Below are 23,901 nucleotides of genomic sequence, written 5' to 3' on the forward strand. Positions count from 1 at the left end.
GTCGGGCCTCGTCCAACGGAACGTCAACGCTTAGTCGGCGGAGCCTGGTTGCGTCACACCGCTGTCGCCGCCTCCGCCGCCGTGGCCCGGGCCGTCCGGACCTCCACCGTGCGGCGGCCCACCGCACACACCAGCCGCAGGTCCGTGCGCTCCTCGCCGTCGAGGAGCGCGGCGTGCACCGCCGACAGAACGGGTACCGGGTCGACCGCCGATGACCGTCGCTCCGCTCCCTGCGGCGCGATGCGCAGGGACAGCAGGGGGCCCGATCGCGGGCGCAGCAGGCAGCGGGTGGCGGAGACGACGACCGCGGCGCTGCGGCGGCCGCCGGGGTGGTCCGCCAGGATCCGCAGCGTCCACTCGTCCGCCGGTTCCGTCGGCGCGCCGGGGTGGTCGCCCGCGCGGCGGTGCAGCAGCCCGGCGCTGTCGGTGAACCGCCGGTGCGCGGCGCCCACTTCGGCGGCCAGATGGTGAGCCGGCGCGGGCGGCACGAGAGGGGCGGGATGGCGCAGCACCCGGAGCGTGCCGCCGCCGTCGTCCTCGACGCGGACGGCGAAGGCGGCGGGCGCGAGCGGTGCGGGGGCCGGGTCGGGCAGCAGCCGGGGCAGCACGGGATGGGCGGGCGGGGCGAGGCCGAGCAGGCCGTACACGGTCTCCCGCAGCCGGTCGAGCGCCCGACCCTGCTCGGCGAACGCCGGTTCCGCGAGGGCGCGGCTGCTGCCGGGGCGGTGGTCGCGCAGTGCCGCCGCCACCAGGCTCGCCGCCTCCGCGCCGGGAAGGTGCGGGGCGAGGCGGGGGACGCCCGCGAGGAGGCCGGCCATCGGGCTGCCGGGCAGCAGTTCCCTGCCGCCGTCGTAGGCGCCGAGCAGAGGACGGTCCAGCGCCGCCGGGTACAGGGCCGCCGAGCCGTGGTCGGTGATCAGCACGTCCGCCGCGACGGCGACCGACGCCCACTCCTCGTGCGCCGCGGGCAGGATCAGCCCGGCCCGGCGGGCGGGTTCCAGGTACTCGGCCAGGTCGAGCGTGCCGCGGCGGGCGCGTTCGTTGGGGTGGAGCACCAGGGCGAGCTGGTACTCGTCGTGGGGGAGCGCGGCGGCCAGTTCGGCGGGCAGCCCGGGGCGGCGGTTGATCAGGGCCTCCGGGCCCCAGGTCGAGAACAGGACGACGAGGGTGCGGTCGCCCGTGCCGAGCGCGGCGCGGTAACGGTCGCGGCGCTCCCGCGACTCCAGGAACCTTTCCAGGAGCGGATCGCCGACGACCGTCGCCCGGGCGGTCACCGCGGGGCCGGCCGGTGCCAGCCGTGCGATCTGCCCGGGGTGGGCGAACAGATAGCGGGCGGCGAGCGGGGTGCCGTCGGGCAGCAGCAGATGGGCGGGGTCGAGTCCGGATGCGGTGTCCTCGGTGCCCTCGCCGGGCACCGACTTGTTGAAGCCGGCGCCGTGCGGGAGCAGGACGCGCGGGCCGTGCAGGGTCTGGAGATCGCCTTTGGGGCCGGCGGCGAGGATCAGCGCGAAGGTCCGGCCGACCGCCTCGGCCCAGGGCAGGACGCGCCCGCCCGCCCGCTCCAGGGCGCGCAGGGCGTCCGCGGAGAACTCGGAGCCGGGGACCAGGGTGAAACAGCGGCGGACACGGTCGTCACCCGCGAAGACGGGGAGCGTGTCGAGCAGTCGGTGCAACGCGTTCTGCGATCGCGCGGCGAACAGCACGGCGCGCCTGTCGTCGCCCATCGGCCCGCCCCCCGACTCTCCCCTTTGCCTGCCACGCCCTCGCCGCGCGCACGGACGGTGGAGCAGGTCCGCCGAGACTCACCGGAGCAGTCGGATGATCGTACCGGCCCGGTTTCGGTGGATCCTCCTAAGGGCGGTGGGGGAGCCTGGAGGTTTTGACCGGGGGTGGTCGGGGGGACGGCATGGGAGAATGAAGTACGTGCTCTTTTCCCCTCGGCGCACCCGTCGGGGGGTCGCCTCTGAACGACTGGGATGTGCAGCACGTGCGTTTCCTCAATGACATCCGGCCCACGTACGACCTGACGTACGACGACGTGTTCATGGTGCCGAGCCGCTCCGCGGTGGGCTCGCGGCAGGGTGTGGACCTCAGCTCGCCGGACGGCACGGGAACCACCATCCCGCTCGTCGTCGCCAACATGACCGCCATCGCCGGGCGGCGCATGGCCGAGACGGTGGCCCGCCGCGGTGGTCTGGTGGTCATCCCGCAGGACATCCCGATCGACGTGGTCACCGAGGTCGTCTCCTGGGTCAAGGGCCGTCATCTGGTGCTGGACACCCCGATCGTGCTGGCCCCGCACCAGACCGTGGCGGACGCCCTCGCGCTGCTGCCCAAGCGGGCGCACAACGCCGGTGTGGTCGTGGACGAGAACCAGCGCCCCATCGGCGTCGTCACCGACGAGGACCTCTCCGGTGTGGACCGCTTCACCCAGCTCGAAGTGGTCATGTCCAAGGACCTGCTCCTGCTGGACGCGGACATCGACCCGCGCGAGGCCTTCACCACCCTCGACACGCACAACCGGCGCTACGCCCCGGCCGTCGACAAGGACGGCAGGCTGGCCGGCATCCTCACCCGCAAGGGCGCCCTGCGCGCCACGCTGTACACCCCGGCCGTGGACGCGAACGGCAGGCTGCGCATCGCCGCCGCCGTCGGCATCAACGGCGACGTGGCGGGCAAGGCCAAGCAGCTGCTCGACGCGGGCGTGGACACCCTCGTCATCGACACCGCGCACGGCCACCAGGAGTCGATGATCAGCGCGATCAAGGTGGTGCGGGCGCTCGACCCGCAGGTGCCCATCGCCGCGGGCAACATCGTCTCCGCCGAGGGCGTCAGGGACCTGATCGAGGCGGGCGCGGACATCATCAAGGTCGGTGTGGGCCCCGGCGCCATGTGCACCACCCGCATGATGACCGGCGTGGGCCGCCCGCAGTTCTCCGCGGTGCTGGAGTGCGCCGCCGAGGCGCGCAAGTACGGCAAGCACGTGTGGGCCGACGGCGGCGTCCGGCACCCGCGCGACGTGGCCATGGCCCTGGCCGCCGGTGCCTCCAACGTGATGGTGGGCTCCTGGTTCGCCGGTACCTACGAGTCCCCGGGCGACCTCCAGCACGACGCGAACGGCCGCCCCTACAAGGAGTCGTTCGGCATGGCCTCGGCGCGCGCGGTGCGCAACCGCACGTCGGAGGAGTCGTCGTACGACCGCGCCCGCAAGGCGCTGTTCGAGGAGGGCATCTCCACCTCGCGGATGTTCCTCGACCCGGCCCGCCCGGGCGTCGAGGACCTGATCGACTCGATCATCGCGGGCGTCCGCTCCTCCTGCACCTACGCGGGCGCGGGCACCCTGGAGGAGTTCGCCGAGCGGGCCGTCGTCGGCATCCAGAGCGCGGCCGGCTACGCCGAGGGCAAGCCGCTGCACGCCAGCTGGAGCTGATCCCCTCCGTACCCGACGGCCCCCGTCGTTCCCCCTGGTGGGAGCGGCGGGGGCCGTCGGCGTATCCCCTCTCGCCGCTCCTGTCCGGCCCGGCCCGATGTGCGGCGGTTGAGCAACGTTTGGCATCCGGAGCGCAACGTTCCGCTGTGACGTACGGTGGAACGCAACGATCGTGCGGGTGTACGCAAGGTTGCTGCATTACCTCCGCGAAGGCCCGCCTCGTAGTGTGCTGCGCTGTACCCGGCGTCAGCAGCTGTCTTCGGCGCCACCACGGCATCGGCGGCGGCAAGCGCGTCGACCGCATCGAACGAGGAGCCAGCGCGTGCTCGATCACGGCGCCCCGCCGCAGAACCAGACATCGGCAGCCCCCGCCGCCCCGGGCCTCGGCGCCCGCCTGATGCGCCGCAAGCCCGTGGAACTCCTGGTCGCCGAGGGTGGCAAGGGCGAGGGCGGGTCGCTGCGGCGCTCCCTCGGGCTGTGGCAGCTGACCATGATCAGCATCGGGGCCACGCTCGGCACCGGCATCTTCGTGGTGCTCGGCGAGGCCGTCCCGAAGGCCGGGCCGGCCGTCACCCTGTCCTTCGTGATCGCCGGCCTCACCGCGCTGTTCTCGGCCCTGTCCTACGCCGAGCTGGCCGGCACCATTCCGGTCTCCGGCTCCTCCTACTCGTACGCATACGCAACGATGGGCGAGCTGATCGCCTGGGTCTGCGGCTGGTGCCTGCTCCTGGAGTACGGCGTCTCGGTCGCCGCCGTGGCCGTCGGCTGGGGCCAGTATCTGAACGAGCTGCTGCACGGCACCATCGGCGTCACCGTCCCGGCCGCCCTGTCCGCCCCGCCCGGCCACGGCGGCGTCTTCAACCTGCCCGCGCTGATCGTCGTCCTGCTCGCCATGGTCTTCCTGCTCGGCGGCGCCAAGGAGTCCGCGCGGGCCAACACCGTCATGGTGTGCGTGAAGATCGCCGCGCTGGTCCTCTTCTGCGCCATCGGCTTCATGGGCTTCAAGGCGCACAACTACACGCCCTTCATGCCGCTCGGGATGACGGGCGTCAGCATGGCCGGGGCCACGCTGTTCTTCTCGTACATCGGCTTCGACGCCGCCTCCACCGCCGGCGAGGAGGCGAAGAACGCCCAGCGCGACCTGCCCCGCGCGATCATGTTGTCGCTGGTCATCGTGACCGGCCTGTACGTCCTGGTCGCCGCCGTCGCGGTCGGCGCGCGGCCCTGGCGGTCGTTCAACGACTCGGAGGCCGCGCTCGCGCAGATCATGAAGGACGTCACCGGGCAGAGCTTCTGGGCCACCCTGCTGGCCTTCTGCGCCGTCATCGCCATCGCCAGCGTGGTGCTGACCGTGCTCTACGGGCAGACCCGCATCCTGTTCGCCATGTCCCGCGACGGTCTGATGCCCAAGGTCTTCGCCCGGGTCCACCCGAAGAGCGGCGCTCCCCGGGCGAACACGGTCATCGTCTCCCTGTTCTGCGGCATCCTGGCGGCCGCGATCCCGCTGGGACAGCTGGCCGACGCCACCAGCATCGGCACGCTGTTCGCCTTCGCCCTCGTCAACGTGGCGGTCGTGGTGCTGCGCTTCAGCCGGCCGGACATGCGGCGCGGCTTCCGGGTGCCGCTGTCGCCGCTGCTGCCCGCGCTGGGCTTCGTCTTCTGCGTGTGGATGATGGGCAGCCTGTCCGTCGTGACCTGGACGGTGTTCGGTGTCTGGCTGGTGGTCGGGCTCGTGTTCTACTTCGTATACGGCTTCCGCCGTTCCCGCCTCGCGACCGGTGCGGACCTCGCGGTGGCGGCAGAGAAGTGAACCCACCGAAGAAGTAAGTGAACCACCCCCTGTGCTGAACGATCTCGACGAACGCATCGTGCACGCCCTCGCCGAGGACGCCCGCCGCTCCTACGCGGACATCGGGCAACTGGTCGGACTGTCCGCGCCCGCGGTCAAACGCCGAGTGGACCGGCTGCGGGCCACCGGAGCCATCACCGGATTCACCGTACGGGTGGATCCGGCGGCGCTCGGCTGGGAGACCGAGGGGTACATCGAGATCTACTGCCGGCGGAACACCTCGCCGGAGACGATCCAGCGGGGGCTTGAGCGGTACCAGGAGGTGGTGGCCGCGTCGACGGTCACCGGGGACGCCGACGCCATCGCCCAGGTGTTCGCGTCGGACATGCGGCACTTCGAGCGGGTGCTGGAGCGGATCGCCGGGGAGCCGTTCGTGGAGCGGACCAAGTCCGTGCTGGTGCTGTCGCCGCTGCTGCGCCGGTTCTCCTCGGGGGCGCCCGGATAGGGCCTGACGCGGGTTACCCGGCCGCCTTCCGGGACAGCGCGTTGTTCCCGATGGAGTTGTGCACGCTGAACGCCACCGCGTCCGGCCGGTACCGGTCGTCCGACCACTCCACCGGGCGCCCCTCGCGGGTCGTCGTCACACGGCGGACCCGCAGGAGGGGGCTGGTGCGGCGGACGCCCAGCAGCTCGGCGTCGCGCGCGCCGCAGGCGACCGCGTCGATGAGGTGCTCGCCGTAGGCCAGGACGAGGCCCGTGTCGTCGTGGAGGCGCTGGGTGACCGATGGGCAGTCGGGCTCGATGGCCTCGACCGCGGGGGCGATCCAGTCGGCGTACACCGTGCGTTCGAGCAGCACCGGTTCGCCGTCCAGACCGCGCACCCGCAGGACGTGCAACACAGAAGTACCCAGAGGGAGTCGGAGGCGGGCGGCGTCCTCGCGGGCGGCCGGGCGGTAGCCCTGGGAGACCACCCGGCCGGTGGCCTCGCGGCCCATCGCGCGGGCCCACCGGGCGAAGCTGCGCAGCTCCTCGAAGCTCTGGCCGCGCCGGCTGGCGAGGACCACGCGCCGGGCGCCCTGGCGGGAGCCGATCAGGCCCTCGGCGGTGAGGGCGGCGACGGCCTGGCGGACGGTGCCGCGCGAGACGCCGTAGTGCGCGGCCAGCTCCGACTCCGAGGGCAGACGGCTGCCGACCCTGTACTCCTCGCGACCGATCGCGCGCCGCAGCTCGCCGGCGATCTCCTCGTGTCGCGCCGTCATGCTTCCCCTCCGCGTAGGCGGCTGTGCGCAGCGTGACCAGCCTAAGCGACGGTCAACCATGGTCGGGGCGAACCGCAACCGTGCGGGGAACCGGCGGCCGATGTTCCTCGCGCGTTCACCACCGGGACATGGAAGGCGGGCGTGTCGAGGCCGACTTGTTCGGACGAGTTCGGGTCCGACCGAGTACTCGGAAGTCTTCGCGGCACCTCGCCCCCGTGCCTGCGCGGAGAGACCGTGGAGCCGCCCCATCGGCTGCGACGCCAAGCGTGCCAAGGGGTGCCCGGGACGACATTCCGCACCGGGGACCGACCGTCCGGGACTCCCGGACCATGGTCACCGGGGAGCCGCGCCCCTGGCCGGACGTGGCCGGAAAGCGACGGGCACTCCGGCCGTGGGCGGTGCTCGCAACCTTTACGTTTCCTCTGAGCTGACCTGGGACGACGGGGGTTCGCCATTGCGGTTCGGGGTGACCGTCCCGTAGGTTGTGCGGGCTCTCTACTGACTGGTAATACCGGTAGGTCTCCATGCGCTGGCCCCTCGGCCGTCCCACCACCGTCCGCACCCGGATCGTGGCGCTCGCGCTCGCCCCGGCCGTCGCCCTGATGGCCCTGTGGGGCTTCGCCATGGTGTCCGTCACCGCCGAACTGCGCGCCCTGATCCGGGTCCAGGGGGTCTACGACGACTTCGGCACCCCCGTCGACACCGCGGTCGGACAGATCCAGATCGAACGCCGGATGTCCGCCGCCTACCTGGGCGGCGGCACCGACGCCGCCAGTGCGGGCGAGTTGCTCGGCCAGCAGCGCCGCACCGACCGCGTGGTGGACGCCATGCGGCTGGCCATCCGCGACGGCGACCGGGATCGGCTCACCGCGCGCCAGCGGCAGGCGCTGGACGCCATGGTCACCGCCACCGGCAGGCTGGACGGGCTGCGCCGGCGCGTGCTCACCAGGCGGATCGGCTGGGACCAGGCCGTCCAGCAGTACAGCGCGCTCGTGACACCCGCCTTCGACGTGCAGTCCACGCTCACCGCGCTCCAGGCCGGACAGCTCGCCCGCGAGACCCAGACCGTCTTCGAGCTGGTCCGGGTGCGCGAGTTCGTCTCCCGGGAGGACGCGCTGGTCACCGGTGCACGGGCGGCGGGCACCACCCTGACCGCCCGGCAGTACGGCGCGCTCACCCAGGCCGTGGAGGACCGGCGCGTCTTCCAGGAGACCTATGTGCCCGACCTGCCGTCCGACTCCCGGGCCCTGTTCGAGGACTTCCAGCGCGGCGACCTGTACCGCTCGCTGACCCGGGGCGAGGACGCGCTGCTGCGGGCCGGGGCGGGCGGGGCGTCCCGGGCGGTCGCGGCCGGTGACTGGCGATCCACCATCGACCGGATCGTCAAGCGGTACCGGGACCTGTGCACCGAGGCGGGCGACAACTCCGCGGCGCGCGGGAGGGCGTTCGCCTACCACGAGCTGACCAAGGCGGCCGTCGCCGGCGGTGCCGGACTGATCGCCGTGGCGCTGTCCCTGGGGCTCGCGGTGCGCGGCGCCCGGCGGATCTCGCGCCGCCTGGAGGCCCTGCGCGACGCCGCCGACGTCCTGACCACCCGCCAACTGCCGGACGTCATGCGCAGACTGGGGGCCGGCGAAGAGGTCGACGCGGCCGCCGAGGCGCCGCCGCTCCCCGCCGGCGCCGTCCGCGACGACGAGATCGGGCAGGTCGCCCGGTCCTTCAACACCGCGCGGCTGGCCGCCGTCGAGGCCGCGGTCAAGCAGGCCACCCTGCGCCGGGGGCTGTTCGCGGTGCTGCTCAACATCGCGCGCCGCAACCAGGCCCTGGTACACCGGCAGTTGAAGCTCGTGGACACGCTGGAGCGGCGCACCGAGGACCCCGACATCCTGCGCGAGCTGTTCCGCATCGACCACCTGACCACCCGCATGCGGCGGCACGCGGAGAGCCTGATCATCCTCTCCGGCGCCGCGCCCGGCCGCCGCTGGCGCCGGCCCGTGCCCGTCGCGCAGGTCGTCGCCTCCGCCGTCGGCGAGATCGAGGACTACACGCGGGTGGTCGTGCCGCCGATGCCCAAGGCCGCGATCGCGGCCGACGCGGTCGCCGACGTCGTCCACCTGATCGCCGAACTCCTGGAGAACGCCACGGTGTTCTCGCCGCCGCACACCCAGGTCACGCTGCGCACCGGGCATGCCGAGGGCGGCTTCGTGCTGGAGATCGACGACCGCGGGCTCGGCCTCGACGCCGACGCGCGCGCCGAGGCCAGGCGCACCCTCACCGACCCCGACGCCTTCGACCCCACCCGCCACGACCGCCTCGGCCTCTACGTCGTCGGCCGTCTCGCCGCCCGCCACGGCATCGACGTCAGCCTCCGCGACTCGCCGTACGGCGGGACGACCGCGGTGGTGCTGCTGCCGGAGCCGGTCCTGGCGGACGCCGAGCCGCCGGCGCGGGCGGAGCGGCACGGGCGACGGCGCGACACCGTACCGGCCCCGCCCGAGGAGAGGGCAGAGGCACGGCCGCTGCCGGCCAGGAAACGGACCGCGCCCGCACCGGACGACACCCCGCCCGCGCTCCCGGCACGGACGCGCGGCACCCGCCCGGCCGCTCCCGCCGCCCCCGCCCCCGCCCCCGCGCTGCCCACCCGCACCCGCCAGGCCTCGATCGCGCCGCGGTTGCGCGACGAGCCGCGTCCCCCGGGGGACACGCCGCGACGGGAGATCGACGCCGACGAGATGCGGGCGATCTTCGGGGCCTTCCAGCGCGGGCTCGACCAGGGCCGCAAGGGGCTGCCCACGCGGCCCGACGCGCCGGACGAAACCGTGACGACCACCCACGCCGACGAAGGGACGGACACCGACGATGCACGGTGACGACCAGACCCCCCGACAGTCCGCCGTGTCCGCCGGGGCGCCCGGCACGGACCTCGGCTGGCTGCTGGACGACCTCGTGGCCCGCACCGACCACGTCCGGCAGGCCGTGCTGCTCACCGCCGACGGCCTCCCGCTGAGCAGCTCGGAGGGCATGCCCCCGCAGGACATCGAGCACCTGGCCGCCGTCTGCTCCGGCTTCCACGGCCTGGCGCGGTCGGCGGGGGAGCGGGTCTCGGCCGGCCGGGTACGGCAGACCATGGTCATGCTTGACGACGCCTATCTGTTCATCACCCCGGCCGGCAGCGGCAGCCGGCTCGCCGTGCTCAGCGAGGCCGGCACCGACGTCGGCCAGCTCGCCCACGAGATGGCCCTGCTGGTCCGCCGTCTCGGCAGTCACCTGGACGCGGCCGCCCGTGCCACCCCATGATCCCGACGTGAGCGACGAGCACTGGTACGAGGACGAGACCGGGTCGATGGTGCGCCCCTACACGGTGACCCGGGGCCGCACCCGTCCCTCGGACCGGCACGCCATCGACCTGATGTCCCGGGTCACCGCCCTGGACACGGACGCCGCCGAGGCCGGCGTCGACCACGCGGGCGCCGCCCTGCTGGAACTGGTCCGGCGCGGCCCGCGCCCGGTCGCGGAGCTGGCCGCGGACGCCGATCTGCCCCTGACCGTGGTCAGGGTGCTGCTCGGCGACCTCGCCGAGGCGGGCCTCGTCCGCATCGAAGCGCCCCACCGCACCCCGGCCGGCGGTGCGGCGGCCGACCCCGGGCTGCTGCGGGAGATCGTGGACCGGCTGCGCGAGCTCTAGTGTTTGTAACAGCCGTGTAGGGGACCGGTGAGGGCCGGAACCCGGCACCGGTCGCGCGTGTCTCAAGGAGCAGCACGTCGCCCGTACCGCTTAAGGGGAATCATGCGCGTCCACAAGTTCTCGTTGCTCGCCGTCGCCGTCGCCGCCGGCCTGTCCCTCACCGCGTGCGGCGGCAGCGACAGCGGCTCCTCGGGCGGCAGCGACTCCTCCGCGTCGAGCGCCGCCTCGGGCGCCTCCGACACCCAGGGCTCCGGGACCCAGGGCTCCGGGACGCAGGGCTCCCCCTCCCAGGGCTCGGACGGCAACGGCGGTTCCACCGGCACCGGCGGGAACGGCGGCCGCGCGAGCGGCGGCCAGACGGGCGGCGGCCACCCCGCCACGGGCACCGGCCGCGCGTCCGGCGCCGGCTGCACCACCGCCCACCTGGCGTTCAGCACCTCCGGCGCGATGGCCGAGGGAGAACTGATCGTCAACATGAAGAACACCGGCTCGGCCAACTGCACCCTGCACGGCTTCCCGGGCGTCGACCTGAAGGGCAAGGACGGCACCGTCAGCGCCTCCCGCAGCAAGCTCACCGCCCCGGTGGTCACCCTTCAGCCGGGCGCGGAGACCCGCTTCACCCTGCACTACCCGCCGAACAACTCCGGCGGCTCCGGCGTGACCTTCACCCAGCTCGTCGTCACCCCGCCGAACGAGACCCACTCCACCGTCCTCAAGGCCGGCGTCAACGTGCCCGTCACCGAGGGCGGCCCCGGCATCACCGTCGACCCGGTCGGCACCGGCAAGTAACCCCGGTCCGCCCGCGCGGGGCGCCCGCCGGTGCCCCGCGCGGCCCGCCGGCGGGCCGAAGATGTCCGATCCGTCCCCGGACCGGCCACCGGTCCGCCGGGGCGCGCAACGAATCGCCGCCCCACCCTCCCCGCACGCAACGAACCGCGCACCCGCGCGCAACGGCTGCTCCTTGTCCGGCCGAGCGCGCCGACCGTACCGTCTACCTGACCCCGAACCCCCTCCGTGACCGGTGAGGTAGACGCATGCGCACCGCCCTGCTCCAGAGCTCCGGCCGCCCCGGCTCCGTCGCCGGGAACCTCGCGGTCCTGGACGAGGCCGCGGGCCGGGCCGCCGCCTCGGGCGCCGCGCTGCTGACCACCCCCGAGATGTTCCTCACCGGCTACGCGATCGGCGACGCCATCGGGCGTCTCGCCGAGGTCGCCGACGGCGAGTCCGCCGACGCCGTCGCGGAGATCGCCGCGCGGCACGGTGTCGCGATCGCCTACGGCTACCCGGAGCGCGCCGGCGACGCCGTCCACAACTCCGTCCAGCTGATCTCCGCCGACGGCTCCCGGCTCGCCAACTACCGCAAGACGCACCTGTTCGGCTGCTTCGAGCGCGAGCACTTCACCCCGGGCGAGCGGCAGCTCGTCCAGGCCGAGCTGAACGGCCTCACCGTCGGCCTGCTGATCTGCTACGACGTCGAGTTCCCGGAGAACGTCCGCGCTCACGCGCTGGCCGGCACCGACCTGCTGCTGGTGCCGACCGCGCAGATGCACCCCTACCAGTTCGTCGCCGAGTCGATGATCCCGGTGCGCGCCTTCGAGAACCAGATGTACGTCGCCTACGTCAACCGGGTCGGCCTGGAAGGGGAGTTCGAGTTCGTCGGGTTGTCCGTCCTCGCCGGGCCCGACGGCGTCGCCCGCACCCGCGCGGGGCGTGCCGAGCAGCTGGTGTGCGCCGACGCCGACCCCGCCTTCCTGGCCGCCTCCCGCGCGGCCAACCCCTATCTGACGGACCGCCGCCCCGGCCTGTACGGGTCCCTCGTCTGACGTCCGCCAACCCCCCTCGGCTTTCCCAGAGTTCTTCGTGCAAGGAGTCCGTACCCCATGACGTCCACGGTGCCCAACGCGGTCGAGCACACCGACGCGCAGCAGCCGCCGATCACCATGTTCGGCCCGGACTTCCCCTACGCCTACGACGACTTCCTCGCCCACCCGGCGGGCCTCGGGCAGGTCCCCGCGACCGAGCACGGCACCGAGGTGGCAATCATCGGCGGCGGCCTGTCCGGCATCGTCGCCGCCTACGAGCTGATGAAGATGGGCCTGCGGCCCGTCGTCTACGAGGCCGACCAGCTCGGCGGCCGGCTGCGCACGGTGGGCTTCGACGGCTGCGACGCGGACCTCAACTGCGAGCTGGGCGCGATGCGCTTCCCGCCGTCCTCCACGGCCCTTCAGCACTACATCGACCTGGTCGGCCTGACGACCCGGCCGTTCCCCAACCCGCTGGCCGAGGCGACCCCGTCGACCGTCGTGGACCTCAAGGGCGAGACGCACTACGCCAGGACCATCGACGACCTGCCCCAGGTGTACCGGGACGTCGCCGACGCCTGGAACAAGTGCCTGGACGAGGGCGCCGACTTCTCCGACATGAACCGCGCCATGCGCGAGCGGGACGTCCCGCGCATCCGCGAGATCTGGGCGAAGCTGGTCGAGAAGCTGGACAACCAGACCTTCTACGGCTTCCTCTGCGACTCGGAGGCGTTCAAGTCCTTCCGGCACCGGGAGATCTTCGGCCAGGTCGGCTTCGGCACCGGCGGCTGGGACACCGACTTCCCCAACTCCATCCTGGAGATCCTGCGCGTCGTCTACACCGAGGCCGACGACCACCACCGGGGCATCGTCGGCGGCTCCCAGCAACTGCCGCTGCGGCTGTGGGAGCGCGAGCCGGAGAAGATCGTCCACTGGCCGTACGGCACCTCGCTGAAGTCCCTGCACCCGGGCGGCGAGCCGCGTCCGGCCGTGACCCGGCTGCACCGCACCGCGGGCAACCGGATCACCGTGACCGACGCGGGCGGTGACATCCGCACCTACCGGGCGGCGATCTTCACCGCGCAGTCCTGGATGCTGCTGTCCAAGATCGACTGCGACGACTCGCTGTTCCCGATCGACCACTGGACCGCGATCGAGCGCACCCACTACATGGAGTCCAGCAAGCTCTTCGTCCCGGTCGACCGGCCGTTCTGGCTGGACAAGGACGAGGAGACGGGCCGGGACGTCATGTCGATGACGCTCACCGACCGCATGACGCGCGGGACGTACCTGCTTGACGACGGTCCCGACAAGCCCGCCGTGATCTGCCTGTCGTACACCTGGTGCGACGACAGCCTGAAGTGGCTGCCGCTGTCCGCGAACGAGCGGATGGAGGTCATGCTGAAGTCGCTCGGCGAGATCTACCCGAACGTCGACATCAGGAAGCACATCATCGGCAACCCGGTGACCGTCTCCTGGGAGAACGAGCCCTACTTCATGGGCGCGTTCAAGGCCAATCTGCCGGGCCACTACCGCTATCAGCGGCGCCTGTTCACGCACTTCATGCAGGACCGGCTGCCCGCGGACAAGCGGGGCATCTTCCTGGCCGGCGACGACATCTCGTGGACGGCCGGCTGGGCCGAGGGGGCCGTGCAGACCGCGCTGAACGCGGTCTGGGGCGTCATGCACCACCTCGGCGGCGCGACCGACGCGACCAACCCCGGCCCGGGCGACGTCTACGACGAGATCGCCCCGGTCGAACTCCCGGAGGACTGACCGGGAGACACGGCGAAGGCGCGGGCGGCCGGCCTCAGACTCCGGCCGCCCGCGCCTTCTCGAAGACCTCGGCGGCGACGTCCGTCAGCTCCGCCGCGTCCCGCGCGGTGCCCTGGAGATCGATCAGGATCTCGTCCAGGCCGATCGCCGCGTGCTCCACCAGGTCTTGCACGATCTGGTCGACGCTGCCCTGGAACGGCCGCCGGTCGGCGCCCTCGTAGGGCTTCGGCAGGCGCGTGGTGTTCACCCGCAGCACCGTGCGGATCGGCTCCGTACGTCCCCGCTCCTCGGCCAGCTCCCGCAGCCGCCGCCAGTCGGCCGCGACCCGCTCGGCCCCGGTGCTCACCGGCAGCCAGCCGTCGGCCCGGTCCACCAGCCGGCGCCGGGCCCGCCCGTTGCCCGCGGCCAGCAGGATGGGGATCGGCCGCGCGGGCTTGGGGCCCACCACGGCCGGGGCGATCTTCGTCAGGGGGCCGTCGTGGGCCACCGGGTCCGGGCCCCACACCGCGCGGCACACGTCGATGATCTCGTCCAGCACGGCGCCGCGCTCCTCGAACGGCCTTACGCCCGCAGCGGCGTACTCGTCCAGGGACCAGCCGGTGCCGAGGCCCGCCAGCACCCGGCCGCCGCTCGCCGCGTCCAGCGAGGCCAGCGCCTTCGCCAGCTGGAAGGGCAGGTGCAGCGGCGCGATCAGCACACTGGTGCCCAGTTCGGCCCGCCGGGTGGCCGCCGCGGCCAGGGTGAGGGTGACCAGCGGTTCCGCCACCGAGCGGTACTGGTCGGGCCAGGGCAGGCCGTCGATGCCGTACAGCCCCTGGGTGGCGGGCTCGGGGAACAGGGCCCGTTCGAAGACCCACAGGCTGTCGTAGCCGATGTCCTCGGCGGCGCGCGCCACCTCGGGGACGTCCTTGCCGATCGAGTACTGCCGCATCTGGGGAAGACCGAGACCGAGCCGGGTCGCCATGCCGTTGCTCCTCCGCGTTCGGGTACGTCACGGCCAACGTGCCATGGCGGGGACGGTGTTCCGGGGAGGGCGCGCCAGGGACGATTTCGGGCCACCGCGGAGGGACGGGCCGGGGGAATCGGCGGGGGCCGTGGGGTGCGCCGGGCGCGGGTCAGCGTGGCCGCGGTGTGCGGTGGCCGAGCGGGGTCAGCAGCATCCGGCCGGCGAGTCCGACCACCGCGTCCAGCCGTTCGGTGAACTCCCCGGCGATGTCCGGGCGGTGGCGCAGCGCCCACAGCGCGCGGGCCGCCGCCCAGGCGGCCTCCCGGGCCCGCTCCAGGCTCCAGGACCCCACGAGATGGGTGAGCGGATCGGCGAGCTGGAGCAGATCGGGGCCCGGCATCAGCGCTTCGCGGACCCGTTCCTCCAGCACCACCAGGATCTCGCCCACGTGCTCGAACTCGTCCTCCAGATCCACCGGTTCGCAGCCGACGGCCCGGCAGGCGTCCACCACGGCCAGCGGGAGGTCGTGCCCGACGTGTGCGTTGACCCCGGCCAGCGCGAACTGGAGCGGCCGTACCCCGGGATGGCGGCGCAGCTGGAACAGCGGCCGCCAGCAGGCGGGCGGCCTCAGGTCCGCCGCGTCGGCGTCCACCGCGGTCAGGTACCGCTCGGCGAACCGCACGTCCAGCGCGGTGGCCGCGTCGGGATCGGGGAACTCCCCGCCGCGCAGGCGCCGGCCGATCTCCTCGGTGACCGCCAGGTAGACGCGGTTGAACACGGCGACGCCGTCCCGCTCGGGCAGGGCGGCGTCGAGGGCACGCATCCGGGCGACGACCGCGTCGACGGTCGTGCCGGCCCGTGCCGCGGGGAAGGTGACCTGTTCCGGCTGCGCCATGGACGCAGCCTCCCAGCTCCGTCGCGCGGGCCGGGCCGACCGGCCCGCGCGGTCGCCGGAACGGGGGAACGCGGCCGGCTACGACTCGGTGCGGGGGGTCCCCGGGTCGTAGGTGGAGGTGCCCTCGTCCAGGAGGGGTTCCTGCTTCTTCAGATGGGCCGGGGCGAAGGCGCGCAGGGCGTGGTAGCCGGTGATGACGACCACGGTGCCGAGGGCGATGCCGCTGAGCGAGAAGTTGCTGGTGAACTTCATGCTGACGTTGCCGACGCCGATGATGATGCCCGCGGCGGCCGGCACCAGGTTCAGCGGGTTGCGCAGGTCCACCTTGGCGTTGAGCCAGATCTGCGCGCCGAGCAGGCCGATCATGCCGTAGAGGATGACGGTGATGCCGCCGAGGACACCGCCCGGGATGGCGGCCACGATGGCGCCGAACTTCGGGCAGAGGCCGAAGAGCAGGGCGAAACCGGCGGCGGCCCAGTAGGCGGCGGTGGAGTAGACGCGGGTCGCGGCCATCACGCCGATGTTCTCGGAGTACGTGGTGTTGGGCGGGCCGCCGACGGCCGTGGACAGCATGGAGGCGACGCCGTCGGCGGAGATCGCCGTGCCCAGCTTGTCGTCCAGCGGGTCGCCGGTCATCTCGCCGACCGCCTTGACGTGGCCCGCGTTCTCCGCGACCAGCGCGATCACCACCGGCAGCGCGACCAGGATCGCCGACCACTGGAAGGACGGCCCGTGGAAGTGCGGCAGCCCGATCCAGTCCGCCTTGGACACGCCCGAGAGGTCCAGGCGCCAGTGGTCGGTGAGCTTGCCGCCGCCGTCCACGGAGTGGATCTTGCCGAAGACCCGGTCGAAGACCCAGGAGATGCCGTAGCCGAAGATCAGTCCGAGGAAGATCGCGATCCGGGACCAGAACCCGCGCAGGCACACCACGGCGAGTCCGGTGAAGAGCATCACGAGGATCGCCGTCCACTGGTCCTGCGGCCAGTAGGTGGACGCGGTCACCGGTGCCAGGTTGAAGCCGATCAGCATGACGACCGCGCCGGTGACGATCGGCGGCATGGCGGCGTGGATGATCCGCGCCCCGAACCGCTGCACCGCGAGCCCCACCAGGAACAGCACGACGCCGACGGCGAGGGTGGCGCCGGTCACCGTCGCGCTCGTCCCGCCCTGGGCGCGGATGACGGCGGCCACACCGACGAACGACAGGGAGCAGCCGAGGTAGCTGGGCACCCGGCCCCGGGTGGCCAGCAGGAAGATCACCGTGGCGATGCCGGACATCATGATCGCCAGGTTGGGGTCCAGGCCCATCAGCACGGGCGCCACGAAGGAGGCGCCGAACATCGCGACCACGTGCTGGGCGCCGAGGCCGACCGTCCGCGGCCAGGACAGCCGTTCGTCGGGCCGCACCACCGCTCCGGGCGCGGGCGTGCGCCCGTCACCGTGCAGTTTCCAGCGCACGCCGAGGTCCATGGTGGGGTTTCGCTTTCTTGCCGGGGGGAGTGTGTGACCGGGGGGTAGTCGCAGGGCTATCCGCACCATTGTCCCTGGTCGCCGACGCACCCCGAGCACACGGGCGCCGTCCGGGCCCCGTCGGGGGGTTGCTGAGCGGTCGCTTAGTATGTCCGCCGTGCCCCAGGGGTGCCACCCCGTCCGCCTCGCTCAGGAGCTCCACCCGTGACCGTCGAAGCCACCCCCGCCCCCGCCGTCTCCTACGGCCGGCTGGTCCCCGTCACCGTCCATTTCGACGACCTCGACGCGCTCGGACTGCTGCACAACGCCCGCTACCCGCTGCTGGTCGAGCGCGCCTGGACCGAGCTGTGGCACGAGCACGGCATCCGTTTCGACGGCGACTGGGTGGCGGCCGGGGACGCCTGCAACGCGGTGCGCGAGCTGCGCATCGGCTATGAGGCGCCGGTCACGCGCCCCGGCCGCTACGCGGTGCACCTGTGGCTGGACCGGCTCGGCACCACCGGGCTGACCTACGGCTTCCGCTTCTGCTCGGCCGACGGCGCCGAGACCTACGCCCGGGGTGCCCGGGTGCTGGTCCGGCTGGACGCGGCGACCCTGCGCCCGGCGCCCTGGAGCGAGGGCTTCAGGGCCGTTGCCCGGGAGCTGCTGCGGCCCGCGGACTGACCTCCCGCGCGGGCCCGCGCTCGGCGGTGCGCAGCACTCCCGCGCACAGCGCGAGCCCGCACGCCAGCGCCGTCACCACGCCGAACGAGACCACCAGGCTGGTCGCCTGGGCCACCCCGCCGATCAGGCTTGGCGCGACGAGCCCCGAGGTGTAGGTGATGGTCGCCACACCCGCGATGGCCTGGCTGGGGTTGGGTCCCGCGTGTCCGGCGGCGGCGAAGCACAGCGGCACGACCACCGCGATGCCGAGCCCCATCAGGGCGAAGCCGCCCATCGCCACCGCCGGCTGCCCGGCGACCACCACCAGCAGCCCGCCGAGCACCGCGAGGACGCCGCCGGCGCGGACCGTACGCACCGCGCCGAACCGGTTCACCACCGCGTCGCCGGCGATCCTGGCCACGGCCATCGTGAGCATGAACCCGGTGGTGGACGCCGCCGCCAGCGCGGCCGAGCTGTCCAGCCGGTCGCGCAGGAACACCGCCGACCAGTCCAGGCTCGCCCCCTCCGCGAACACCGCGCAGAAGCCGACCATGCCGATCAGCAGCGCGGAGCGGGGCGGCAGCGCGAACCGCGGCGGCGGCTCCTCGTCCTCGGCGGGCTGGATGTCCAGCACCCAGGAGCAGGCGAGCAGGCCGAGCACCGTGAGGACGGCCGAGGCCAGCAGGAAGTGGGTGCGCGCGTCCGCACCGAGGTGGGCGGCGAGCGTGCCGGCCGCCGAGCCGGTGAGCGCGCCCGCGCTCCACATGCCGTGCAGCCCCGACATGATCGACTTGCCGAGCCGCCGTTCGACCTCGACCCCGAGCGCGTTCATCGCCACGTCCGCCATGCCCGCGCAGGCGCCGTAGGTGAACATCGCCAGGCACAGGGTGGGCAGGTTCGGCGCCAGGGACGGCAGGATCAGCGAGAGCGTCCACAGCGCGAGCAGCCCGCGCAGGGCCGTACGGCTGCCGAAGCGGTGGGTGATCCGGCCCGCCACCGGCATCGCGCACGAGGCGCCGAGCGCGGTGAAGGCCAGCGCGAAGCCCAGCCGGCCCGCGCTGAGCGAGGCGTGGTCCTGGACCCAGGGCACGCGGGTCGCGAAGGAGCCGGTCACGGCGCCGTGCACGGCGAACACGGCCGCCACGGCGTACCGGGCGCGCCGCACCTCGCCCTTGTCACTCATGTCTGTGCTCCTCCCCGGATGTCGTCGGGCGTAAATTATCAGGGACCCTGCCTGATAGATAGTTCTTATCGCGCCGCGCCCCGGCGTCCGGCCCGTGGAACCGATCTGGAACCGATCTGGGAGGATTCCCGCCATGCCCGCATCACCCAGCACCGCGAGGGCCATCAACGACCGGCTGGCCCTGGGGCTCTTGCAGGAGCGAGGCCCGCTGACGGCGGGGCAGCTGAAACAGCTGACGGGGCTGTCCCGGCCGACGGTCGCGGACCTCGTCGAGCGGCTCACCGCCGCCGGACTGATCAGGGTCGTCGGCGAGTCCGGCGCGGCCCGCCGGGGGCCCAACGCCCGGCTCTACGGCATCGCCGCCGACGGCGCCTTCCTGGCCGCGCTCGACGTGCGCACCGACGGGGTCGTCGTGCTGGTCGCCGACCTGGTGGGGCGGGTGCTCGCGGAGGCGTCCGTGCCGGTCGACCGGGGCGCGGGGACCGGGCCCGCCGTGGAACTGGTGGTGGCCGCGGTGGAGCGGGCGGCCAAGGAGGCGGGGGCGGAGCGGCTGCACACCGTCGGCATCGGCGCGCCGGGCCTCATCGACCCGGCCACCGGCGACCTCCGCGACTCCGCGGGCCTGCCGGCCTGGCACCGCAGCCTGGCCGCCGCCCTCAAGGAACGGCTGCCCGGGGCCCGGATCACGGTGGAGAACGAGACCAACCTCGCCGCGCTGGCCGAGCAGCGCGAGGGCGCCGCCCGCGACCGGGACACCTTCGTCCTGCTCTGGCTCGGACACGGCACCGGCGCGGCGGTCGTCCTCGACGGCGTCCTGCGCCGCGGCGCCTCCGGGGGCGCCGGCGAGATCGGCTTCCTCCCGGTCCCCGGCACGTCCGGCCTGCCCTCCGCCACCGACTGCGCGGGCGGCTTCCACGCCCTGGCGGGCGCCGCGGCCGTCCTGTCCCTGGCGGCCGCCCACGGACTGCCGACACCGGCCGTGGGCGACGGCCCGGGCGCGGCGTGGGTGGTGCGCGGGGCGGTGGAGAGCGCGTCGGCGGCGGAAGCGCCGGCCGTGGACGAGGCGGGCGCGGCGAAGTGGCCGGGGGAGGCGTCGGCGGGGCGGGGGGCGCCGGTTCCGGGCGGGGGCCAGGTGCCGGGGCCGGGGACGGGCTCCCCGGCGGCGGAGGACGGGCCCGTGCCGGGGGAGGGCGTGGCCGGTCGGGCCTCCGGCGGGGCGGGAGGCCGGGGCCTGGCGTCCGGCGGGGCGGGAGGCCGGGGCCTGGCGTCCGGCGGCACGAAGCCGGAGGGCGCCCCCTCGGTGTCGCCGGACCGGCGGCCGGCGAGGGCCGGTGGTGCCGGTGCGCGCTTCCTGGCCGCCCTGGCCGACGGCGTCGCCGTGGGTGCCGCCTCCGTCGTCGCCGTGCTGGATCCCGGCTGCGTGGTGCTCGGCGGGGAGGTCGGGCGGGCCGGGGGAGAGGTGCTCGCCGGGCTCGTGGCCGAGCGGCTCGCCCGGTTGTCGCCCCTGTCCACCGAGGTCCGCGCCGGCGGGCTCGGCGGCTCCGCCGTACTGCGCGGCGCGCTGCTGACGGCCCGCGACCGGGCCCAGGACGAACTGTGGAGCGGGGCGCCGTCCCGCCCGTGACGGCGCCCCGCACCCGGACCGCCGCGCCAGGTACGCCTCGAACGCCCCCTTGTCGACGGCCCGTTCCGGCACCGGACGACAGGCCCGGTACGTCCCGCCGGTGCCGCGAGCGCCGACGCGGCCGGCCGGTCCGCCGCTTCGGCCACCTCCAGCGGCCGGTCGGTGGCCCCGGCGGGCAGCGGCGGCACCGGTGACGTGGCATGCCCGTTCGTCCCTCCGGACCGGGCGCCCCGGGTCGGGGCGCCGTGCGGGGGAGACGGGGCGGCGGACGGGAGTGACGCGCTCCGCGCCCTGACGGCCCGGCGGCGGGCAAGGGCCGTCGTCACCGCCGCCGGGCCCGCCCGCACCCTAAAAGGACTAGACCATTACGGTCAATGGGGAAGGCGTCGTCAACCCGGGCGGCGAGCAGGGGACTTGAGGGAGCGTGCCGTCCCGCGCAAGTCCGGGAGCACGCACTGTGAGCGAGCCCACACGCTCCCCCTGTCGGGGCGGGCGCCGGGCGTGGCACACTGGCCGTGTACCAGAAGCAGCGCACTCCGGGGTCGGTGAAAGTCCGAACCGGCGGTTACAGTCCGCGACCCGGTCGCCTCCAGCGACCGGTTGACCAGGTGAAATTCCTGGACCGACGGTTAAAGTCCGGATGGGAGGCAGTGCGCGGCGGGCGGGCACGCGTCACGTGTGCGCGCCGCCGTCTCAGGTCTCGTCCGCATGCGGGCGGGTCTTTTTCGGCGACGCCCCGATGTGTGCTCACCCGTAGATTCTGTCGTCTTCGACAGGCCCCGGAGTCCGTGCCAAGAGGCAGGAGGACCCGGGAAGTGTTCACCGGAATCGTCGAAGAGCTGGGTGAAGTCACCGCCGTCGAGAATCTCGGCGACGCCTCCCGTTTCCGGCTCCGCGGCCCCGTCGTCACCGAGGGCGCCCGGCACGGCGACTCCATCGCCGTGAACGGAGTCTGCCTCACCGTCGTCGACCACGAGGGCGACGAGTTCACCGCCGACGTCATGGCCGAGACGCTGAACCGCTCCAGCCTGGGCGCGCTCGCCGTCGGCTCCCGCGTCAACCTCGAACGCCCCACCGCCGTCGGCGCCCGCCTCGGCGGCCACATCGTCCAGGGCCATGTCGACGGCACCGGTGAGGTGCTGGAGCGCAAGGTCTCCGAGAACTGGGAGATCGTCAAGATCTCGCTCCCCGCGGACCTCGCCCGCTACGTGGTCGAGAAGGGCTCCATCACCGTCGACGGCATCAGCCTCACCGTGGTGGACGCGGGCCCCGACCACTTCACCGTCAGCCTCATCCCCACCACCCTCGCCCTGACCACCCTCGGTGTGAAGCAGCCCGGCGACCCGGTCAACCTCGAGGTGGACGTCATCGCCAAGTACGTCGAGCGGCTGCTCGCGGCCGGACGGGAGGCCGGCCGGTGAACTCGCTCAACTCCGAGGCGTTCACCCTGTTCGGACAGCACATCCTGTGGTCCGACATGATCGGCAACATCCTCGGCCTGATCGGCCTCGCCTTCGGCTGGCGCCGCTCCCTGTGGAGCTGGCCGGTGCAGTTCGTCTCCGGCCTCGTCCTCTTCGCCGCGTTCTACGGCCACCTGACCGGCAGCGCCGGCAAGCAGGCCGTCGTCATGGCGGTCGCCCTCTACGGCTTCTGGCAGTGGAACCGCGGCCGGGGCGGCGCCGGCGACGGCCACATCTCCCCCCGGTTCGCCACCTGGCGCGAGCGGGCCGCCCTCGTCGGCGCCGCCGCCGTCGGCACCGTCGCCGTCGCCCTGCTGTTCACCGCGTTCCCGGAGCTGTCCTGGGACCCCTGGCCGGACGCCTACATCTTCGTCGGCACCGTCGTCGCGATGTACGCCCAGGCCAAGGGCATGGTCGAGTTCTGGTTCGCCTGGCTGCTCGTCGACCTCGTCGGCGTCCCCCTCAACTTCGCCAACGGCTACGCCTTCTCCGGCTTCGTCTACGTCATCTACGGCGCGCTCGTCCTGTGGGGCATGCGCGACTGGTGGCTGCGCTCGCGCAAGAGCACGCGGCCCGTTCTGGAAGGAGCACCGGCATGAGCCCGGCCACCCCCCTCTACGACCCCTTCCCGGCGGAGGACTTCGCGCTCGACCCGGTCGAACAGGCCATCGCCGACATCGCCGCCGGCCGGCCCGTGGTCGTCGTGGACGACGAGGACCGGGAGAACGAGGGCGACCTCGTCATGGCCGCCGAGAAGGTGACCCCCGAGATCGTCGCCTTCATGATGAGCGAGTGCCGGGGGCTGATCTGCGCCCCCATGGAGAGCGCCGAACTCGACCGGCTGCGGCTGCCGCAGATGGTCGAGGACAACACCGAGTCCATGCGGACCGCCTTCACCGTCTCCGTGGACGCCTCCGCCGCGCACGGCGTGACCACCGGCATCTCCGCCGCCGACCGCGCCACCACGCTGAGGCTGCTCGCGGGCGGCACCGCCGAGCCCGTCGACTTCGTCCGCCCCGGCCACGTCTTCCCGCTGCGCGCCCGCTCCGGCGGGGTCCTGGAGCGCAACGGTCACACCGAGGCCGCCGTCGACCTCGCCCGGCTCGCCGGGCTGCGCCCGGCCGGCGCCATCGTGGAGATCGCGGGCGAGGACGGCCGGATGCTGCGGCTGCCCGAGCTGATCCCGTTCGCCCGCAAGCACGGCCTGACGATCATCTCCATCGAGGACCTGATCGCCCACCGCCGGGGCACCGAACCCACCGTCCGCCACGAGGCCGAGACCCGGCTGCCCACCCGGCACGGCACCTTCACGGCCCACGGCTACCGCTCCACCCTCGACGGCGTCGAACACGTCGCCCTCGTCCACGGCGACATCGGCACCGGCGAGGACGTCCTCGTCCGCGTCCACTCCGAATGCCTCACCGGGGACGTCTTCGGCTCCCTGCGCTGCGACTGCGGCCCCCAGCTGGACGCCTCCCTCGCGCGCATCCAGGAAGAGGGCCGGGGCGTGGTCGTCTACCTGCGCGGACACGAGGGCCGCGGCATCGGCCTGCTGTCCAAGCTGCGCGCCTACGAACTCCAGGAACAGGGCCGCGACACCCTCGACGCCAACCTGGAACTCGGCCTGCCCGCCGACGCCCGCGACTACGGGGCGGGCGCCCAAATCCTCGCCGACCTCGGCGTGCGCAGCGTCCGGCTGATGACCAACAACCCCGACAAGTCCGAGGCGCTGGAGCGCCACGGCCTGAAGGTCACCGGCCGCGAGCCGATGCCCGTCCAGGCGGGCGAGCACAACCTGCGCTACCTGCGCACCAAGCGCGACCGCATGGGCCACGACCTGCCCTGGCTGGACGCCCCGGCCGTGCCGGCGCCCGCCCAGGCAGCCCCCGCGGCCACCTGCCCCAACCAGTAACAGGCCGGCGAGCCGGCGAGCAAGAACG

At 73.6% G+C, this 23,901-nt stretch carries 20 protein-coding genes and 1 riboswitch; of the genes, 14 read left to right on the forward strand and 6 right to left on the reverse strand.

Annotation, left to right across the window (positions count from 1 at the left end; all coding sequences use genetic code 11):
* Positions 1-53: 53 nt before the first annotated feature.
* On the reverse strand, positions 54-1,724 hold the full coding sequence (locus HZZ00_RS10710; protein ID WP_180331955.1) for a translation initiation factor 2: 1,671 nt from the start codon (positions 1,722-1,724) through the stop codon (positions 54-56).
* A 263-nt stretch (positions 1,725-1,987) separates the two neighbouring features.
* Between HZZ00_RS10710 and HZZ00_RS10715 the strand changes: the two genes are divergently transcribed.
* The 3 genes from HZZ00_RS10715 (at position 1,988) to HZZ00_RS10725 (ending at position 5,724) form a co-directional block, all read left to right on the forward strand.
* Complete coding sequence (locus HZZ00_RS10715) at positions 1,988-3,430, forward strand: GuaB1 family IMP dehydrogenase-related protein (protein ID WP_180331956.1); 1,443 nt, start codon at positions 1,988-1,990, stop codon at positions 3,428-3,430.
* Between the two features lie 322 nt (positions 3,431-3,752).
* Positions 3,753-5,240 (forward strand): amino acid permease, encoded by a 1,488-nt coding sequence (locus HZZ00_RS10720; RefSeq protein WP_180331957.1) that lies wholly within the window; start codon positions 3,753-3,755, stop codon positions 5,238-5,240.
* 31 nt (positions 5,241-5,271) lie between these two features.
* Positions 5,272-5,724, forward strand: a complete 453-nt coding sequence (locus tag HZZ00_RS10725; protein WP_023552128.1) for an Lrp/AsnC family transcriptional regulator — start codon at positions 5,272-5,274, stop codon at positions 5,722-5,724.
* 13 nt (positions 5,725-5,737) lie between these two features.
* Here the strand turns inward: HZZ00_RS10725 and HZZ00_RS10730 are convergent, their stop codons facing one another.
* Positions 5,738-6,478 (reverse strand): GntR family transcriptional regulator, encoded by a 741-nt coding sequence (locus tag HZZ00_RS10730; protein WP_180331958.1) that lies wholly within the window; start codon positions 6,476-6,478, stop codon positions 5,738-5,740.
* Positions 6,479-7,002: 524 nt separating this feature from the next.
* Here HZZ00_RS10730 and HZZ00_RS10735 point away from each other — a divergent pair.
* The 6 genes from HZZ00_RS10735 (at position 7,003) to HZZ00_RS10760 (ending at position 13,741) form a co-directional block, all read left to right on the forward strand.
* Positions 7,003-9,348 carry a nitrate- and nitrite sensing domain-containing protein gene (locus HZZ00_RS10735; RefSeq protein WP_180331959.1) on the forward strand — a complete coding sequence of 782 codons (2,346 nt, stop codon included), beginning with the start codon at positions 7,003-7,005 and terminating at the stop codon, positions 9,346-9,348.
* The gene (locus tag HZZ00_RS10740) at positions 9,338-9,775 is read left to right on the forward strand and encodes a roadblock/LC7 domain-containing protein (RefSeq protein WP_180331960.1); all 438 of its coding nucleotides are present in this window, start codon (positions 9,338-9,340) and stop codon (positions 9,773-9,775) included. The genes HZZ00_RS10735 and HZZ00_RS10740 overlap by 11 nt, the downstream gene beginning before the upstream one ends.
* A 7-nt stretch (positions 9,776-9,782) precedes the next feature.
* Positions 9,783-10,163 (forward strand): DUF742 domain-containing protein, encoded by a 381-nt coding sequence (locus tag HZZ00_RS10745; protein WP_257585737.1) that lies wholly within the window; start codon positions 9,783-9,785, stop codon positions 10,161-10,163.
* A 102-nt stretch (positions 10,164-10,265) separates the two neighbouring features.
* Positions 10,266-10,952: a DUF4232 domain-containing protein gene (locus HZZ00_RS10750; RefSeq protein WP_180331961.1), complete on the forward strand. Its 687-nt coding sequence runs from the start codon at positions 10,266-10,268 to the stop codon at positions 10,950-10,952.
* 245 nt (positions 10,953-11,197) lie between these two features.
* On the forward strand, positions 11,198-11,986 hold the full coding sequence (locus HZZ00_RS10755) for a carbon-nitrogen hydrolase family protein (protein ID WP_180331962.1): 789 nt from the start codon (positions 11,198-11,200) through the stop codon (positions 11,984-11,986).
* Between the two features lie 57 nt (positions 11,987-12,043).
* Entirely contained in the window at positions 12,044-13,741 is a 1,698-nt protein-coding gene (locus tag HZZ00_RS10760) for an NAD(P)/FAD-dependent oxidoreductase (RefSeq protein WP_180331963.1), read from the forward strand.
* A gap of 34 nt (positions 13,742-13,775) precedes the next feature.
* Here HZZ00_RS10760 and HZZ00_RS10765 read toward each other — a convergent pair whose 3' ends face one another.
* From HZZ00_RS10765 to HZZ00_RS10775, 3 genes are all read right to left on the reverse strand, one after another.
* Positions 13,776-14,705, reverse strand: coding sequence for a TIGR03619 family F420-dependent LLM class oxidoreductase (locus HZZ00_RS10765; RefSeq protein WP_180331964.1), 930 nt, complete (start codon positions 14,703-14,705; stop codon positions 13,776-13,778).
* Between the two features lie 151 nt (positions 14,706-14,856).
* The gene (locus HZZ00_RS10770; protein WP_180331965.1) at positions 14,857-15,582 is read right to left on the reverse strand and encodes a DUF5995 family protein; all 726 of its coding nucleotides are present in this window, start codon (positions 15,580-15,582) and stop codon (positions 14,857-14,859) included.
* A 78-nt stretch (positions 15,583-15,660) separates the two neighbouring features.
* Entirely contained in the window at positions 15,661-17,052 is a 1,392-nt protein-coding gene (locus HZZ00_RS10775; RefSeq protein ID WP_074991795.1) for a uracil-xanthine permease family protein, read from the reverse strand.
* 204 nt (positions 17,053-17,256) lie between these two features.
* Between HZZ00_RS10775 and HZZ00_RS10780 the strand changes: the two genes are divergently transcribed.
* Positions 17,257-17,715 carry a thioesterase family protein gene (locus HZZ00_RS10780; protein WP_180331966.1) on the forward strand — a complete coding sequence of 153 codons (459 nt, stop codon included), beginning with the start codon at positions 17,257-17,259 and terminating at the stop codon, positions 17,713-17,715.
* On the opposite strand, the gene HZZ00_RS10785 is transcribed toward HZZ00_RS10780, so the two are convergent.
* A complete protein-coding gene (locus tag HZZ00_RS10785) occupies positions 17,675-18,877 on the reverse strand; it encodes an MFS transporter (RefSeq protein ID WP_180331967.1) in 1,203 nt (400 codons plus the stop codon). The genes HZZ00_RS10780 and HZZ00_RS10785 overlap by 41 nt on opposite strands.
* Before the next feature lie 133 nt (positions 18,878-19,010).
* Here HZZ00_RS10785 and HZZ00_RS10790 point away from each other — a divergent pair, with 133 nt between their 5' ends.
* The 4 genes from HZZ00_RS10790 to HZZ00_RS10805 all read left to right on the forward strand — a co-directional run bounded on the left by HZZ00_RS10790 (position 19,011) and on the right by HZZ00_RS10805 (position 23,873).
* Positions 19,011-20,501: an ROK family transcriptional regulator gene (locus tag HZZ00_RS10790; protein ID WP_180331968.1), complete on the forward strand. Its 1,491-nt coding sequence runs from the start codon at positions 19,011-19,013 to the stop codon at positions 20,499-20,501.
* A 527-nt stretch (positions 20,502-21,028) separates the two neighbouring features.
* Positions 21,029-21,159, forward strand: a riboswitch (FMN riboswitch).
* Positions 21,160-21,316: 157 nt separating this feature from the next.
* Positions 21,317-21,922 carry a riboflavin synthase gene (locus HZZ00_RS10795; protein ID WP_180331969.1) on the forward strand — a complete coding sequence of 202 codons (606 nt, stop codon included), beginning with the start codon at positions 21,317-21,319 and terminating at the stop codon, positions 21,920-21,922.
* Positions 21,919-22,560 carry a nicotinamide mononucleotide transporter family protein gene (locus tag HZZ00_RS10800; RefSeq protein WP_180331970.1) on the forward strand — a complete coding sequence of 214 codons (642 nt, stop codon included), beginning with the start codon at positions 21,919-21,921 and terminating at the stop codon, positions 22,558-22,560. The genes HZZ00_RS10795 and HZZ00_RS10800 overlap by 4 nt, the downstream gene beginning before the upstream one ends.
* Entirely contained in the window at positions 22,557-23,873 is a 1,317-nt protein-coding gene (locus HZZ00_RS10805) for a bifunctional 3,4-dihydroxy-2-butanone-4-phosphate synthase/GTP cyclohydrolase II (protein WP_180331971.1), read from the forward strand. The genes HZZ00_RS10800 and HZZ00_RS10805 overlap by 4 nt, the downstream gene beginning before the upstream one ends.
* Positions 23,874-23,901 lie beyond the last annotated feature (28 nt).

This window comes from Streptomyces sp. NEAU-sy36 (assembly GCF_013423905.1).
GTDB lineage: Bacteria > Actinomycetota > Actinomycetes > Streptomycetales > Streptomycetaceae > Streptomyces > Streptomyces misionensis.

Coding starts and splice junctions, on each gene's coding strand:
- HZZ00_RS10710 (WP_180331955.1), bottom strand. CDS start 1,724: ATGGGCGACGACAGGCGCGCCGTGCTGTTCGCCGCGCGATCGCAGAAC.
- HZZ00_RS10730 (WP_180331958.1), bottom strand. CDS start 6,478: ATGACGGCGCGACACGAGGAGATCGCCGGCGAGCTGCGGCGCGCGATC.
- HZZ00_RS10735 (WP_180331959.1), top strand. CDS start 7,003: ATGCGCTGGCCCCTCGGCCGTCCCACCACCGTCCGCACCCGGATCGTG.
- HZZ00_RS10740 (WP_180331960.1), top strand. CDS start 9,338: ATGCACGGTGACGACCAGACCCCCCGACAGTCCGCCGTGTCCGCCGGG.
- HZZ00_RS10750 (WP_180331961.1), top strand. CDS start 10,266: ATGCGCGTCCACAAGTTCTCGTTGCTCGCCGTCGCCGTCGCCGCCGGC.
- HZZ00_RS10755 (WP_180331962.1), top strand. CDS start 11,198: ATGCGCACCGCCCTGCTCCAGAGCTCCGGCCGCCCCGGCTCCGTCGCC.
- HZZ00_RS10760 (WP_180331963.1), top strand. CDS start 12,044: ATGACGTCCACGGTGCCCAACGCGGTCGAGCACACCGACGCGCAGCAG.
- HZZ00_RS10765 (WP_180331964.1), bottom strand. CDS start 14,705: ATGGCGACCCGGCTCGGTCTCGGTCTTCCCCAGATGCGGCAGTACTCG.
- HZZ00_RS10770 (WP_180331965.1), bottom strand. CDS start 15,582: ATGGCGCAGCCGGAACAGGTCACCTTCCCCGCGGCACGGGCCGGCACG.
- HZZ00_RS10775 (WP_074991795.1), bottom strand. CDS start 17,052: ATGGACCTCGGCGTGCGCTGGAAACTGCACGGTGACGGGCGCACGCCC.
- HZZ00_RS10785 (WP_180331967.1), bottom strand. CDS start 18,877: ATGAGTGACAAGGGCGAGGTGCGGCGCGCCCGGTACGCCGTGGCGGCC.
- HZZ00_RS10790 (WP_180331968.1), top strand. CDS start 19,011: ATGCCCGCATCACCCAGCACCGCGAGGGCCATCAACGACCGGCTGGCC.
- HZZ00_RS10805 (WP_180331971.1), top strand. CDS start 22,557: ATGAGCCCGGCCACCCCCCTCTACGACCCCTTCCCGGCGGAGGACTTC.